This window comes from Agarivorans sp. MS3-6 (assembly GCF_054112545.1).
In genome coordinates this window covers 1984049-1999366 of sequence record NZ_CM134202.1, presented here as the reverse complement: position 1 = coordinate 1999366, position 15318 = coordinate 1984049, and the positions used below count along the sequence as shown (strand labels likewise).

At 43.3% G+C, this 15318-nt stretch carries 13 protein-coding genes; 7 read left to right on the top strand and 6 right to left on the bottom strand.

Going from position 1 to position 15318, the window contains the following annotated elements:
* Positions 1–262: 262 nt before the first annotated feature.
* The 3 genes from ACVFI8_RS09010 to priA form a co-directional block, all read right to left on the bottom strand.
* Positions 263–823, bottom strand: a complete 561-nt coding sequence (locus tag ACVFI8_RS09010) for an SPOR domain-containing protein (protein WP_457873641.1) — start codon at positions 821–823, stop codon at positions 263–265.
* 2 nt (positions 824–825) lie between these two features.
* Complete coding sequence (gene argS, locus ACVFI8_RS09005) at positions 826–2580, bottom strand: arginine--tRNA ligase (RefSeq protein WP_248713799.1); 1755 nt, start codon at positions 2578–2580, stop codon at positions 826–828.
* 187 nt (positions 2581–2767) lie between these two features.
* A complete protein-coding gene (gene priA / locus ACVFI8_RS09000) occupies positions 2768–4972 on the bottom strand; it encodes a primosomal protein N' (protein ID WP_248713800.1) in 2205 nt (734 codons plus the stop codon).
* A gap of 239 nt (positions 4973–5211) precedes the next feature.
* Here priA and rpmE point away from each other — a divergent pair, with 239 nt between their 5' ends.
* From rpmE to ACVFI8_RS08970, 6 genes are all read left to right on the top strand, one after another.
* The gene (rpmE, locus tag ACVFI8_RS08995) at positions 5212–5424 is read left to right on the top strand and encodes a 50S ribosomal protein L31 (protein WP_248713801.1); all 213 of its coding nucleotides are present in this window, start codon (positions 5212–5214) and stop codon (positions 5422–5424) included.
* Between the two features lie 358 nt (positions 5425–5782).
* The gene (locus tag ACVFI8_RS08990; protein ID WP_248713802.1) at positions 5783–6103 is read left to right on the top strand and encodes a hypothetical protein; all 321 of its coding nucleotides are present in this window, start codon (positions 5783–5785) and stop codon (positions 6101–6103) included.
* A gap of 98 nt (positions 6104–6201) precedes the next feature.
* The gene (locus ACVFI8_RS08985; protein WP_457873640.1) at positions 6202–6777 is read left to right on the top strand and encodes a YdeI/OmpD-associated family protein; all 576 of its coding nucleotides are present in this window, start codon (positions 6202–6204) and stop codon (positions 6775–6777) included.
* Between the two features lie 135 nt (positions 6778–6912).
* Positions 6913–7821: a diguanylate cyclase gene (locus ACVFI8_RS08980; protein ID WP_457873639.1), complete on the top strand. Its 909-nt coding sequence runs from the start codon at positions 6913–6915 to the stop codon at positions 7819–7821.
* A 474-nt stretch (positions 7822–8295) separates the two neighbouring features.
* Positions 8296–8721 carry a DUF1493 family protein gene (locus ACVFI8_RS08975; RefSeq protein WP_457873638.1) on the top strand — a complete coding sequence of 142 codons (426 nt, stop codon included), beginning with the start codon at positions 8296–8298 and terminating at the stop codon, positions 8719–8721.
* Between the two features lie 36 nt (positions 8722–8757).
* Positions 8758–9468 carry a TPM domain-containing protein gene (locus tag ACVFI8_RS08970; RefSeq protein WP_248713806.1) on the top strand — a complete coding sequence of 237 codons (711 nt, stop codon included), beginning with the start codon at positions 8758–8760 and terminating at the stop codon, positions 9466–9468.
* Between the two features lie 198 nt (positions 9469–9666).
* Here ACVFI8_RS08970 and ACVFI8_RS08965 read toward each other — a convergent pair whose 3' ends face one another.
* Entirely contained in the window at positions 9667–10596 is a 930-nt protein-coding gene (locus tag ACVFI8_RS08965) for a LysR substrate-binding domain-containing protein (protein WP_457873637.1), read from the bottom strand.
* 114 nt (positions 10597–10710) lie between these two features.
* Between ACVFI8_RS08965 and ACVFI8_RS08960 the strand changes: the two genes are divergently transcribed.
* Positions 10711–12039, top strand: a complete 1329-nt coding sequence (locus ACVFI8_RS08960; protein WP_457873636.1) for a 6-phospho-beta-glucosidase — start codon at positions 10711–10713, stop codon at positions 12037–12039.
* A 301-nt stretch (positions 12040–12340) separates the two neighbouring features.
* Here the strand turns inward: ACVFI8_RS08960 and ACVFI8_RS08955 are convergent, their stop codons facing one another.
* Both ACVFI8_RS08955 and ACVFI8_RS08950 read right to left on the bottom strand, forming a co-directional pair.
* Entirely contained in the window at positions 12341–13477 is a 1137-nt protein-coding gene (locus ACVFI8_RS08955) for a DUF3179 domain-containing (seleno)protein (RefSeq protein WP_457873635.1), read from the bottom strand.
* An 89-nt stretch (positions 13478–13566) separates the two neighbouring features.
* Positions 13567–15204 (bottom strand): sulfatase-like hydrolase/transferase, encoded by a 1638-nt coding sequence (locus ACVFI8_RS08950; RefSeq protein ID WP_457873634.1) that lies wholly within the window; start codon positions 15202–15204, stop codon positions 13567–13569.
* Positions 15205–15318: the final 114 nt, after the last annotated feature.

Sequence of the window (15318 nt, the reverse complement as noted above, 5' to 3'; positions counted from 1 at the left end):
ACATACTAGCCTAGCTACATTTTTATAACATATTTGAGAACAAGTTCAAATAAGTAATATTTTTAATCGTTTAGCGTTGTATTTTTTGAAAATTATGACTAATTACATGTGTTTTTTATCAACATCATCGACTTTAACGATGCGGTATTGAGCTTTTCGAGAGTGCCAGAGGGTAAATGCTGAGGGCAGATTGCTGGTGATGATAAAGGGGTTATTAATTACGCCAAACTAAGTGAGTTTGGCGTAATTAATCATTAATGGCTTAAAAGTTCCAATGCCAAATTTGGCAGCCGTTAATTTTGGCTCGTTGCAAAATGTGCCTATCACGCTCTGCGTCACGTTTGGTTGGATAGGGCCCTAGCACCACGCGATACCAAGCGCCATTTTTTCCGTCGGTACGGCGAATTTGGCTCTCTAAACCAGCAAAAGCAATTAAGGCTTTACTCTCTTCTGCTTTATCGCGGCTACGGAAAGACGCACACTGCATTTGATAGGGTTTGGCTGGCTTGCTGGGTTTGGCGGCCAGTTCTACTTCTACCTGTTTTTGTTCTAACTCTTTGACGTAAGGTCGCTCTTTAGGCAGGTCAGGCAATACCGCTGCCGGTTTAGCGGGTTTAGTCGGTTTGACTATTTCACTTAACTCTAGCGCCGGTGTCGGGGCCGTGCCTTTAATGTTAAATAGCAATACCGAAAACCCAGCAATCGCCAGCAACACGGTAATTGCTAGGGCAAAAGGGAAGCGTTTTTGGTTGCTCACCGCGCGGCTAGATTTAGCCGCCGGTTTTTTCTTAGGCTTGCTACGGCCTACATAGTCTTTAGCCATGCTTACATGCGTTCCAGGGTCTCAATTCCTAATAATGAGAGCCCTTGATCAAGTACCTTGGCAGTTAACGCCGCTAAACGTAAGCGGCTGTGTTTTACCTCGGTCTCAACATCGTCTTTAAGGATTGGGCAGGCTTCGTAAAGGGTCATAAATGCACCGGCTAGCTCGTAAAGGTAGTTACACATCATGTGTGGCATTCCTTTGTTGGCTACGTTATGCACCGCGTCGCTAAACTGAATTAACTTTTGCGCTAAGGCAATTTCAGCATCTTGGTCAAGGCTAACCGCTTGTTGCAAGTTGGCTACGTCAATTTCTGAGCGGCGAATGATTGATTGGATACGGGTATAAGCGTACTGCAGGTACGGAGCCGTGTTGCCGTTAAAGGCCAACATGTTTTCCCAATCAAAGATGTAATCGGTGGTGCGGTTTTTAGATAGATCGGCGTATTTTACTGCGCCCATAGCGATAGCTTTTGCTGCTTGTACTTGTTGCTCGGCATCTAAATCGCGAGATTTTTCGGCCACCAAGGTTTGCGCGCGTTGCTCCGCTTCTTCTAGTAAATCAACTAATTTAACCGTGCCGCCACTGCGGGTTTTAAATGGACGACCATCTTTACCCAACATCATGCCAAAAGCATGGTGCTCTAGCGGTACGTCTTCAGGCACGTAACCGGCTTTGCGAACAATATTCCATGCTTGCATTAAATGCTGGTGCTGGCGCGAGTCAATGAAGTACAACACGCGATCGGCATGCAGTGTTTGATAGCGGTATTTGGCACAGGCAATATCGGTAGTGGTATACAGGAAGCCACCATCTTTTTTCTGAATGATAACTCCCATAGGGTCACCATCTTTATTCTTGTATTCATCAAGGAATACTACCGTGGCGCCGTTATCTTCAACCGCTAAACCTTGTTGTTTAAGATCGTTGACCACGTCATGTAGCATGTTGTTATACATGCTCTCACCCATCACATCATTTTTAGTGAGTGATACATTTAGGCGATCGTATACGGCTTGGTTGTGGCTAAGAGTAATGTCGACCAATTTGCGCCACATTGTGTTGCAGTATTCATCGCCACTTTGTAGCTTAACCACGTAGTTACGGGCGCGTTCGGCAAATACTTCATCGCTGTCGTAACGGGCTTTAGATTCACGGTAAAACACTTCTAAGTCGGCCAGTTCAATGTCACCGGCATCGGTACCACGGGCTTCTACTTCTTCTAAGTTGGCAATTAACATACCGAACTGCGTTCCCCAATCACCAATGTGATTAGCGCGAACGACTTTGTGACCTAAAAATTCGAGCGTACGCACTACCGCGTCACCAATAATGGTTGAGCGCAGGTGACCTACGTGCATTTCTTTGGCTACGTTAGGGGCTGAATAATCCACCACAATGGTTTGGGCTTTTTCAACAGGCTTAACGTTGGCCGTAGCAGAGGTTGCCATGGCTTCGATTTGCGCGGCTAACCAATCGTTATTTAGGTAGAAGTTAATAAATCCAGGGCCAGCAATATTGGTTTTTTCTACCAAGCTTGATGCCGGTAGGTTATCAACAATTAGCTGGGCTAACTCTCGTGGATTTTTGCCTGCAGGTTTGGCAGCCATTAAGGCTAAATTGGTCGCCAAGTCACCGTGAGCTTTATCTTTGGTTCGGTCTACTTGGATACGTGGTTCGAATCCTTCAGGAAGCACCTGTTGTTGTTTCAGGGCTGTGACCGTTTGTTCCAGAAGTTGTTGAATAAGCTCTTTCATGTAGGCTGACACCAATCTCGCGTAAATAGAATGTACAAAGCGGGCATTTTACCGACAATTTGCCGTGAAAACTATCTCTTATCTAGGCTAATTCTGCTTACTTCGCCTCACCGGCTCAAATCGCCTGAAGTCAATGCTGGAGCTTGTTGGCTGAAAGCCGCCGATTGCCGATTTAAAACTACACGGCTTATTGCATGTCGTAAGGGTCTATATCTAAAGACCAGCGCACTTTTCTGCTCAGTTTTAGGCTTTCTAATTGCGGCAGTAATTGATGAACCAGTTGATGCAAGTTAGGGCGATGCTCAGCTTGAATCAGCAGCTGCATTCTATATTTTCCGGCACGGCGCGCCTGCGGGGCAGGCATCGGTGGAAATACCCAAGTGTTGCCTTGTTGTAGTGGCTGGGCTATTTGATAAAGCTGCTGGCTAAGCTCGGTGACTGCATTGCCGTCGATGGCTTCAAAGCGAAACAGCGCCTGAAAACTAAAGGGCGGTAACTCGGTGTCTTTGCGTTCAGTTAACGCAAAGCGAGCAAAATGTTGGTAGCCATTGTTGATTAAATCTTGCAGCAGCTCGTGTTCTGGGTGGTGCGATTGTAACAATACCTTGCCTAGCAGGTTGGCGCGGCCAGCACGCCCGGCCACTTGCACGTAAAGCTGAGCTAAACGCTCGGGCGCACGAAAATCAGAACAGAACAGGGCATGGTCAATATCCAATAATGCCACTAAGGTAACATTGGGAAAGTGGTGGCCTTTGGCTAGCATTTGCGTACCAATTAAGATCTGATATTGATTAGCGTGAATGTCATTGAGTAGCTGCTCTAAGCTGCCCTTACGGCGAGTGCTGTCACGATCAATGCGGGCCACCTTGTATTCAGGAAAAATGTCTAACAGGGCTTCTTGCAGCTGCTCGGTGCCTAAACCGGTAGTGACCAAGTTGGTAGAACCACACTGAGTACACTGATGGGGCACCGCTCGTTGGCTACCGCAGTGGTGGCAAGCAAGGTGCCTTGGTTGTTGGTGATAGGTAAAATAGGCTTCGCAGCGTTCACATTCACACACATGGCCACATTCGTGACATAACAGTGCTGGCGCGTAACCACGGCGGTTAAGAAACAGCATCACTTGGCGGCCAGCTTTTAGCTCTATGCGCATGGCTTTAATTAAGGCCGGAGATAAGCCCGAAGACAAGGGTTGCTGGCGAATGTCGAGCAGTTGTTGCTCGGCTAAAGAGGCACTGCCAGCCCGCTGTTTTAGCTCAAGGTGAGAGTAACGCCCCGATAGCGCATTATGTAAACTCTCTAAAGAAGGGGTCGCCGAGCCTAACACTATAGGGATCTTTTCTAAGCGAGCCCGCACAATGGCAAGATCGCGAGCATGATAGCGAAAGCTGTCTTGTTGCTTAAATGAGCTGTCGTGTTCTTCGTCGATAATAATCACCCCAGGCCTTGCCATTGGCGTAAATACCGCCGAGCGTGTACCAATAATAATGCCCGCCTCGCCTTGCTTGGCTTTTATCCATGCATTGAGGCGCTCGCTATCATTTAAGCCTGAGTGAATGGCATACACCGGTACATTGAAACGCTCGGCAAATCGGGCTAGCGTTTGTGGGGTTAAGCCTATTTCAGGTACCAGTACTAAGGCCTGCTGCCCTTTTGCCAGCACTTCGGCTATTACGTTGAGGTAGACTTCGGTTTTACCCGAGCCTGTAATGCCTTCAATAAGAAAAGCCTGAAAGCTCGACAAGCTTTGGTTAATGGCGGCGACGGCAATAGCTTGCTCTGCGTTGAGGTTTAGCGGCTGGGTTTTTTTGGTGTCTTGTTGAGTCCAATCTTCAACCTTGGGGGCTACTTCAAGCTTCGTAATAAAGCCTTTTTCTTGTAAGGCTTTTAAGGCAGGGCGAGAAAAGTCACTTTTTTTACACTGTTCATCACTAAGCTGATAATTAGCCTGTTGCTGCAACGCGCCAATAATCACCCCTTGTTTGGGGGCGCGACTAAAACGGGTTAGCTCAGCTTGTTGGCCTTGCTCGCTAAGTTGCCACGCCACCACGGTTTTAGGCTTAGCGGGGTCACCTTTGCGTAATAAGCTAGGAAGCGCTTGGTTTAATACATCGCCTAAGCTGTGGTGATAGTAAGAACTGGCCCAATTAAGTAGCTTAAACAAGCTCTCTGGTAATAAGGCTTGGTTATCTAAGGTTTCGCTGAAAGGCTTAAGCTTATCTAAAGCAATGTCGCTTTCATCGGGGTGCTCAACCACTAAACCTACTTTTTCACCTTTGCCAAACGGTACCTTAACCCGGCTGCCAATTACCGGCATAGGGCTGTTGTCAGGCACGCTGTAATCAAATAGGCGACGCAGGGGTATAGCTAAAGCAACACGAACGATAGACACTAATTAGTAAACTCAAGGAAAAACCTAACTCATTCTACTGGTAGAGTGCGCTGTGGGGCAAATTAAGCCCTTGTTGTTTTTTTATTCGCTTATTGCCTCAGGGTACTTGCTAAGCTAGGTGGCTTCTTATATGATCCGCCACCTAAAATTTATAGGCTCTGATAGAGTTGCTTTCGTATGGTGTTTGGTGTCAATTGTGACGACCAAATGGCGATACGGCCCAAGTATTGAGGTAATCCATGAAAACTGATATCCATCCAACTTACGAAGTACTTACTGCTACTTGTTCTTGCGGTAACGTAATCGAAACTAAATCTACTCGCACTGGTACTATGTTCCTAGACGTATGTGACAAATGTCACCCGTTCTACACTGGTAAGCAACGTAACGTTGATACTGGTGGTCGTGTTGATCGTTTCAACAAGAAATTCGCTGTACTGGGCAAAAAATAAGCCAGCCTTATTTACGCTATACAGTAACGAAAAAGCGCCTAAGGGCGCTTTTTTTATGTCTGCTGTTTCAGCAAACCACTAAGCCTATGCGGCAGACCTTTGATTGAGTTGTCCCTTCACGCTTAGCAATTGTATACCAGCGAATGACTGCTCCTCCTTTCCCTTCATTTCACTATGTCTATTAATGACTTTTTTGTCATTTTGTGTTCTAGGTATCTGATAAAAATAGTGAAAATTGATATTATGGTTGTTGTCAGCTTTGTGGTTTGGCTTCGTTTTTCTATCACAAACAGACCGATTCAACATGGCTGCCTACGGCGGCGCTATCTTTTAGTTATTAAACAAGGAAGTTTGTAAAATGAGAAAAGTATTGTTAACTCTGATCGTCATGGTCTTTGCTACCACTGCATATGCTGCTGACTTAAGTCAGTCTGCGTTACAGGGCGACTGGGTCATTACTGAGTTTCATGGTTCTCCAGAACCCGATGGTGATATGTGGCAATTTGAGGGGCAAAATTTCTATCAAAACATTGCTGGGAGAAGAATGTCACCTGATGCCTTTACAGTATCTCCAGCAGTGATAGATCTAGGCTATGCAAAAATCACGGTTACTCGCTTCGATAGCAAGGAAATGGACGCCACAATGGCTGGCTTTACCTATAAGCTGATTAAAAAATAATATTAATAAGCCATAGCGCTATAGCCCAGCCTGCTGGGCTGGATCTTGCGGTATTTGTTGCGCATTATTGACGCTATATATTTAAAGGATCTCATTTTATGCCTGTGCCCGACCCATTGAAAATCATCACCTTTGCAACATCACAAGATCTCGGTCAGTGGCTTAAGGTGAATTACGCCTGTGAAAATGAACTGTGGGTGAAGATATACAAAAAGAATAGCGGTATGCAGAGTGTAACTTGGGATGATGTGGTCATTGAGGCGCTGTGCTGGGGGTGGATCGACGGCGTTAAAAAGTCGATTGATGATCAAGCCTATCTTCAGCGTATTACGCCTAGAAAAGTGCGTAGCAACTGGTCTAAAAGGAACACCGAGCATGTAGAGCGCTTGATCGCAGCGGACCGAATGATGGAGCCTGGGCTGGTGCACGTTCGTGCGGCTAAAGCCGATGGCCGTTGGGAAAGCGCTTATGTAGTTAGTGAAATGGACGTGCCGGCTGATTTCATCACTGCACTTGAGTGTACGCCGAATGCGAAACGTTTTTTTGAAACGCTCAATAAATCGAGTCGCTATGTTATCGCCTATGGTTTACTCAGTGCCAAGAAACCAGAAACTAGACAAAAGCGCTTTGACAAATTCATGAACATGCTGGTTAACCAAGAAAAACCTAAATAAATGGGGTAGGTATGATTAAATTTTTTAGCCTCATAATGCCGTTTTAGGCACCATGGTTTGTTTAATAATAAGGCATTAGTAGCTGATTAAATATACTATTGTAATCAGTGAGTGAGTCGACATTAAGGATGAGTAGTGACCGAACAATCGAATGAAATAGCAAGATTTTTGGATTTTCTGGCCGATGCCATTGTTATTGTGAATGAGCAATCCAACATTGTGTTCGCTAACAAGTCTTGCGCTAAGTTATTTGGTTACCAACAAGAAGTATTATTAGGGCTCACCCTAGAAGACTTAATTAAGCCTAACGTTGTGAAAGGGCATCGCTCTAAAGTGAGCCACTATATCGTTAATCAATCGCAAGCCAAGCCGATGATGTCGCGCAGCATTATGCCGTGCCTAAATGCCAGTGGCGAGGGCTTTAACGCCAGAATATCTATTGCCAATATTGCTTTTAACGGTGAGGCGTGTGGCATTGCCACCATACAAGATTACTCCACCGTGCAAGAGCTAATAGATGAGCTTAAAAGCGAAGCGAGCACAGATCCGCTAACGGGCTTGTTTAACAAACGACACTTAGAAAACGTCATCGACAAACAGTACCTTGCGATTCAAGATTCTGGCTGTTTAGGGGTGGCATATTTAGACTTAAATGGCTTTAAAGCGATCAACGATACCTTTGGGCATGATGTTGGAGATGCCTTGTTGGTAGAAGTGGCTAGCCGTTTAAGCAAACAGTTACGCAGCAGTGATATTTGTTTTCGAATTGGTGGCGATGAGTTTTTAGTGCTGTTTAACATTAATGACCATCAAGACTATCTAGGCGAAGCAAAGGGCATTGGCAGCAAGCTACATAGCTTGATTTCAGCACCTATTCACAATGACAAACTTGGCCAAGACCTAAGCGTTGGAGCAAGTATTGGTATTGGCACCTTACCGCATGATGGTAAAGAACTGTCGCAAGTGATAGATAAAGCGGATAAGGCCATGTATCAGTCTAAAGTTGAAAAACTAGCCTATGTGTTGGTATCGCAGCAGCAATAAGCGTGTTCAATACTTTGCCCTTGTTAGCTTATTGTTGAAGGGCCGCCCTGCATTATCGTTATCCTGTGTTCAAGCTTACAAAGCGATGCTTTGTTTAAAACAACCCTTATTACTTCCGCGACTCGGCGATAATGGAAGAGGGCAAGGGAAGCAAAAGCAAACCTGCACATGCCGCATAGTGAGCTACAGCCAAAAATTTGAAATACGGCTTTATCTTGTCTACTTATTGGCGAGTAAAGCACTGTGAATGACATACAACCCCTGCATTTATCATGCTGGGGTTGTCAAAGCGGTCACAAAACGTGAATACGGACAATTGATAAAATTAAAATAAATCTTCAAAGTAGCCTATGAGTTAAAGATAGAGTAAGAACAGCCTGGCGGCTTTGCATTAGGCGACACTTACCTGAGTTAGAAAGCATGCTCATTGAATGGGATAGGAAGCGCGTGCTTCTTACTGAAGGTTAGATGCAAATGGATATCGAAGAGATATACACGTTTCTCGTTGAAGAAGAGGCTATTAAAAGGTCTAGTTTGCACCCCGATTCAGACCTAGTTAAAGATCTTGGTATAGAGGGAGACGATTTGTCAGAAACCATCGAACTCTTTGCGGAAAAATTTGGTGTGGAGATGAGTGAATATCGTTGGTACTTCCATCATCGAGAGGAAGGCTGGAACTTCGGGGCGCTATTTTTCAAGCCACCCTATGCCCAAGTAGATAGAATTAATGTAACCCCCAATATATTACTTGCAGCTGCCAGTACAAAAATTTGGCCAATTTCCTATCCCGCGCATCAAATGGGTGAGGGGCGCCCTGATTTAATGTGCAACAACATCATTATTGGTGGCCTTGGGTTAATCGGCCTATTGCTCTGGGTATCTGAAAAGTTTGGGACCTAAGCAAGCCAGCAGGGGTTAAACATCAAGGAGAAAGTGTTGAAACATTTCGTACTACTATTGGTATTGATATCAAATATTTGTTTTGCAGCTCTACCCAAACCGAGAGCCGAATACGTTAATGATTTTGCGGGCTTAATCCGCTCCAGTGATGAAGTAGAACTCACTGAAAAGTTAAAGAGTGTCGAGTATTACACAGGTATAGAGATAACGGTGGTAACCATAAATGACTTTGAACTATACCGTGACCAATTCTCCACATGGGAATCATTTGCCACCAGCCTCTTTAATAAATGGGGAGTCGGCAATCTTCCAGAAAACGACGGTGTCATGTTGCTTGTGTCTGAACGCGGGAGAAAGATACGTATAGAGCTTGGTGCGGGCTACCCAAGCCGCTTCAACCACATAATGAAGGTCATCATTGATGAAACCATATACCCAAGCTTCAAAATTGATGCCTATTCGCAAGGTATTGTTAGTGGTACTGACGCAATCGTAGCCGCCGTCACTGAGCCTGTTTCTTTTTTTGAATGGTATAAGTGGTATATCTTGGGCGGTGTCGGAGCTTTATTATCCACACTTATAGCCCTTTCTGTTGACCGTAAGAAAAACGCTGGATTGTTCTGGGTTTTACTGGGATTTGCTGGGTTTATTATTCTAGGTATTTGGGGTCTACTTAAAGATGGGAACGCCTCTGATGGCTTCGGTGGAGGAAGCTCTGACGGTGGGGGCGCATCTGGTGGGGATTAAAGAAAGTGCGAAACAAATCGACCAGCCACCTGCATTTTAGGTTTCAAGCGTTTTCTTGTTTAAGTAAAGGCGATATTTAAACACCTTTATGCCCATTGCACCTAAGAGCAATAGCTCATGCATATATTACTCGCTTACGCAGTCTTACTAAACGTTTGCCAAATAAAGTGAGTTAAGAAATGGTAGTGAACGAACTCTCTAGGCGTCTAACATTGTTAACTGCGATGACATCCAGTTTATAAATGCCGCTATTTTGGGTCTGGTTTGTTGTCCTTGCATACATATTAAGTCGTATCCCAGACCAGATGGCGCTTCGGAGAGTGGCATAACTAACTGACCATTTTCTAAATATTCTTGCACAAGAGATTTCCGAGCAATGCCTATACCTAATCCATTTCGAGCGGCGATCATAGCCATATCAGAATGATTAATTTGAAACGTTCTTTTCATTATATCTAGGGATTGTAGTTCTTCGTCTTGTTGATGATCGCGCCACACTGACCATTCTATGTCTGGCTCAGTGCCCTCTAATGATTCTGTACAATGGATAAATGAGACGTTTGAGAGTTGCGTTGTAACTGGATCAGCATTGTCAAAATATTCATCGAAATACTGAGGGCTACATACGGGGACTAATACCTCATCAAACAAGCGTTTATGATAGAACCCTGGATGCTCGTTGTTGCTGTAATATAGGGCGATATCGACAGGTTCATGTTGAAAGTCTAAGCGGCTCGCTTTTACTCTCAACTTGATTTTCAGATTTGGGTAGCGTTGTTGAAAATCTGGAAGCCTCTCTAGAATCCACCTTTGAGCAAACGTGGGTGCCGCGCCAATGTAGAGTTCGCCTCGTAACTCGTTAAATTTAATATCATCTAGCTCGGAGAATATGACCTCGAAAGACTGATTCAAAGCATGGAGTAAGCGTTTTCCTTCGTTGGTCAGTTCAAGTCTCCTTGTTAACCTTACAAACAAACTAAAACCCAGTTGCTTCTCTAAAGATTTAATTCTTTGGCTAACAGCGCCTTGTGTAATAAACAGCTCTTCACCGGCTTTGGTAAAGCTAAGAGATTTACCCGCGATGGCAAAAGTGTACATGTTGGATAGCATTTGCTGTTTTTGGTTCATGGTGCATACAACTATATGGATTAGCTTGGCTAATTCATACCAGCTAAATTCTGGTTTGTAAACCAGGTGGGTATGCTTTTAAATTAGCCTATCTTATCCATGCGAGGCATTACGATGAACAAGAATATAAAAATCACCGTTATTGGTGCAGGCTCAAGTTACACTCCAGAGCTTATTGAAGGCCTAATAAAGCGTAACGATGAACTTCCCATTGGTGAGTTGTGGTTGGTTGATATTGAAGATGGTGCAGAAAAAGTTAGCATCATCGGTGATTTAACACGCCGTATGCTGGCCAAGAATAATATGTCACATATTGCCGTTCATGTGACCTTAGATCGAAAACCTGCACTTGAAGGGGCAGATTTTGTTTGTTCACAGTTTCGCGCGGGTTGTTTAGAAGGTCGAATTCGTGATGAACGTATTTCTCTTAAGTATGGAATGATTGGTCAAGAAACCAATGGATTAGGCGGTTTTGCAAACGCATGTCGCACGATTCCTATCGCCTTAGAAATAGCAAAAGAGATGGAAGAATTGTGTCCTGAAGCTTGGTTACTTAACTTTACCAATCCATCGGGTATGGTGACAGAAGCTATCTTGAAACATACCAAAGTGAAAGCTGTAGGTTTGTGCAATGTCCCTGTAATTATGCAAAAAGGCATAGCAAAAATGCTTGGCGCAAATGAACAAGATTTCGTATTGCAAGTCGCTGGGCTAAACCACTTCATCTGGGCACGTAAAGTACTTCATGAGGGGCGCGATAAACTGCAAGATGTGGTTGAAGAAATGCTTTCAGGCAATGATCCACTTGTGCCACAGAATATCCCTAAATTTAAATGGCCTGCGGAACTGCTGCGTAATATGGGCATGATTCCTTGTGCCTATTTACGTTACTACTACACCAGTGAAGACATCTTGGGTCAAGAACTGGAAGAAGCGAGTGGGCAAGGTACGCGCGGTGAAGTGGTTAAAGCGATGGAAAATAGATTATTTGATATCTATCGAAATCCAGAACAAAATGAAAAACCTAAAGAGTTAGAAAAGCGTGGCGGGCAATATTATTCAGAAGCAGCTTGTGAACTAATGAGCTCTATCTTCAATGACAAGCGTACTATTATGCATGTAAACACAAGAAACAATGGCGCCATTGAAGGGCTCCCCAATGACTGTACAGTAGAAGTGAGCAGCGTGATCACTAAATCAGGCCCACTTCCATTAAACGTTGCACCATTCCCGAACGATACGTTGCGTCTAATTCAGGTATTGAAAGAATTTGAATCACTGACGGTGGAAGCGGCCATTACTGGAGATCGAAACACAGCGCACCGAGCGCTAGTTTTAAACCCGCTTGTCACTACTGGTACCGTCCTAGAAACAGCCTTAAATGAAACCATTGACGCTAACTTGGATTACATGCCTCAGTTTCGAAAAAATGTCTGTCGTTAAGGCGCAGTGATTTGCTCTTATAAGGTAAGAAACTATGGAGCAGTAGAGATTTGATCATCTCTACTGCTTTTTATGTTGAGTTCGAAGACCATGCAGATACTTTATACATTGGATTTGTCAGGATCATTTTGTCACTTTCCAATTTGCGGTTTAATTAGATTTGAGCATTTTCTCTAACTTCCCTTTGTTCAACTATGAGTCTACAAATTGTAGCTGACTCACTTTTGTCCAAAAACGAGTTGGGAGCATAGTTCAGTATACCACTACAATTAATGTGTTTGAGTAACATGCTTTTCACAGTTTAAGATGAAACCACCTGAGTGTTGGGGTACCAATGGCTCCATATCATCCATGGCATTCCAGAATAAAGGTTAACTCTTTGTAACTTACCAAAGGGGGAATTACCGTAAGCATCTATTGTTAGGTTATCTATTTCATGGATATCGTCAGTTATATAGAAAGCACCAATAGTATCTAGCTCAGCGTAAAAAACGAATGCAATGTGCTGTTGTTCTAGTTTAATGATTCTAATATTTTGTTCGGTGAAAGCATCCTTGGTGATAGCCAATGTTTCATCAGCAACTTTTATTCCCCAAATTACGGTTCCACTTTCTAATCGGTCATCAGCTAAGCTTAAAGTAGGGAACATTGGGGAGCCTTCATAATGAGGGGCTAATGCACTATCAAATAACTTAAGTGTTAACTTGTCATACCAGTTTGGTTCATAGTTAAATACTTCTCCCTTTGGGTAGAGTTTTTTATAGGAACTCCAAGGCATACGTTGGACCGGATATTGATCCAATTCCTCCTGACTATATTCAGCTGTAGCGGTGACTTGTTGGATAAGCTCCCCGCTATTTCTATCTGAAAAAATGAGATTGTTATGTACTTGGGCGATAACTTTAAAATCAGTGTCTTTTCCATTGATTTTTGGGTTAAATGCCATTGGCAAATTACTTAAAGCACAGTACGTCATTACTGTATCTTGCCCTGCTATGTTATCGCCAACGATATGAGGTAACTGCATCCAATCACGAGGATATCCTCGTGCATCGCCATCTATCTCTAAAACAAACATATCCGTATCATCATCTAATTTTGAGTCAGCTTCTTGAACTGACATAAACTGAGCGCCATAATGTTGAGAGCGTAACCAAAAATCAGGTGCGAAAAAATTGATGAAAAATACACAAGCAATAATACCCAGTGCATAGCAAACTTTTAACTTTTTAGAGAAAAAACGGGGGGTGTTATCGAGATAGAAAACCAATACTACCGCGAATAAAATTGCCACACTAAACACGCTTTTGTAGTCAAAATAAGTAAAAACCCAAGGTCTAGGCATGTCCAAGATTTGCCCGAACTCTGTTAACGCGACCGCACCAAATATCCCTATAAAAACACTTATCAAAACAACTACCGATATCAATAAACGCATTATTTGTTTTACCTTTCTTTCCGAAGATAGTCTAAATAGAGTGGCAAGCCCTAACTAGTGTAATAGTTAAGGCTTAGAGCCTGTTTACATTAATGCCAAGATTTGAAATCATCGACCAGTTTTACTGTTTCAGGTCTAAGGTTTTCTATCCCTGAATAAGGGACACCTTTTCCTAATGGTAGATGTGGATATTTTTGAATCATCATCATATGGCGTTTCATCATGTCTTGAAATGACGCTCCAGACCATAAGGCCATACCAATATGGGGATTTTCTTCTCGCGGGTCGCGATAAACATTAAATACTGGTGCGGCAGCGCCAGGCATGCCTGGAGTGGGAACATGCATTTTAAACTCATTTTTCACTACAGCAGCCAAAGTTTCATTTTGGTAAACGTAGACATAATCTCTACGACCATTTGTCTCCCCTTCAAGTAACAAGGCCGTTTGGTCTATTCCGTCAATAATGCGATCTCTAGGAATTTGATCGGTGGCTTGCGCAATTCTTGCTATCGTGGTGTAAAGGTCACTGACATGAATAATATCACTAGCCGCGGAATTGGCTTCAATTACACCAGGCCAACGAACATAAGCATCAGTGCGAATACCTCCTTCTAAAAAGTCAGTTTTACCGCCTCGATAAATTAGCTCGCTTAAGCCAGAAGGACCGCCATAATGATACATTAAGCCGTTATCAGCCATTAAGATAACCACGGTATTATCTGCGATACCAAGATTATCGAGTTCGTTCAGGAATTCACCAAACCAAGTATCAAGCAGCTGTAGTTTCTCTGCCATGAAACCACCATTTCTTGTTACATTAGGTGTTTGGTCATGAACGAAATTTAGAGGGTATAGAGGCCAATACTGTAAATAAAATGGCTTGTTTAATTTAGAAAGTTGTTGGAGTTGATCAATTGCTTGGCGTTGATATCGAACATTCATTTCATGGTAATCAGCTTGGCTCCATTCATGGCCAGCAGGCATATGCACTTCTTTAGCCATTTCGCCCTTTCTTGCTTCTAACCCTGTAACCATCCCATTTGGTCGAAAGGTTTTATCAATAACAAAATCATTATTTTGCATTGTATCATTCCAACCAAATAGGTTATTTGCCAATGCCGCTTCTTTTGTCATCAGTGATAACTGAACTTGTTGATGTGCAGGGAAAGCTGCATAATCAAACCCTTGATTATGTGGGTAGGATTCCTCAATATCGCCTTGGTGCCATTTACCTACATGTGATGTGCTATAACCTGCTTCTGATAGAACTTCAGCAATAGTAACTTCATCTTTGGATAATCCTTCCCCAACCAAAGTTACTTTCACTTCACTTGAACCACTACGAATAGGGTGACGCCCCGTCATCATTGCTGCTCGCGTTGGAGTACAAGATGGCTCGGTATACATTCGTTCTAGTGATAAACCCTCGTTGGCAAAGTCATTTATATTCTTAGTATTGACGCCCATTACATGGTTCATCTTCCGATTTCCCATCTGACCGTAGCTCAAATCATCGACCAATAAGTAAATGATGTTTGGTCGTTCATCGCCATTATTCATGCGAATTTCAGCAAGTTTTTTATCGATTGCTTTGTCTTGCTCTTGCCACTTTTGTGAATGTTGCCGCTCTAGTATCTTATATTCTGCATCATGAACTATGTCTTCAGCTTGTGCAGGTAGTACAAATGCACAAGCTAAAATGGTTAGAAACGATAACTCTTTCATCTAAAACTCCTTGATATTCCAACAAGAAAATCACTCCGAGCCGAAAAACATTCAACACTAAAAGGTTAATTGATGTAATAAAAATGTAATTATGGCGTTAATAATTCACTTTTT

Excerpts from the sequence above, each read along its gene's own strand:
- ACVFI8_RS09010 (WP_457873641.1), bottom strand. The coding sequence starts at position 823 with ATGGCTAAAGACTATGTAGGCCGTAGCAAGCCTAAGAAAAAACCGGCG.
- argS (WP_248713799.1), bottom strand. The coding sequence starts at position 2,580 with ATGAAAGAGCTTATTCAACAACTTCTGGAACAAACGGTCACAGCCCTG.
- rpmE (WP_248713801.1), top strand. The coding sequence starts at position 5,212 with ATGAAAACTGATATCCATCCAACTTACGAAGTACTTACTGCTACTTGT.
- ACVFI8_RS08990 (WP_248713802.1), top strand. The coding sequence starts at position 5,783 with ATGAGAAAAGTATTGTTAACTCTGATCGTCATGGTCTTTGCTACCACT.
- ACVFI8_RS08985 (WP_457873640.1), top strand. The coding sequence starts at position 6,202 with ATGCCTGTGCCCGACCCATTGAAAATCATCACCTTTGCAACATCACAA.
- ACVFI8_RS08975 (WP_457873638.1), top strand. The coding sequence starts at position 8,296 with ATGGATATCGAAGAGATATACACGTTTCTCGTTGAAGAAGAGGCTATT.
- ACVFI8_RS08965 (WP_457873637.1), bottom strand. The coding sequence starts at position 10,596 with ATGAACCAAAAACAGCAAATGCTATCCAACATGTACACTTTTGCCATC.
- ACVFI8_RS08960 (WP_457873636.1), top strand. The coding sequence starts at position 10,711 with ATGAACAAGAATATAAAAATCACCGTTATTGGTGCAGGCTCAAGTTAC.
- ACVFI8_RS08955 (WP_457873635.1), bottom strand. The coding sequence starts at position 13,477 with ATGCGTTTATTGATATCGGTAGTTGTTTTGATAAGTGTTTTTATAGGG.
- ACVFI8_RS08950 (WP_457873634.1), bottom strand. The coding sequence starts at position 15,204 with ATGAAAGAGTTATCGTTTCTAACCATTTTAGCTTGTGCATTTGTACTA.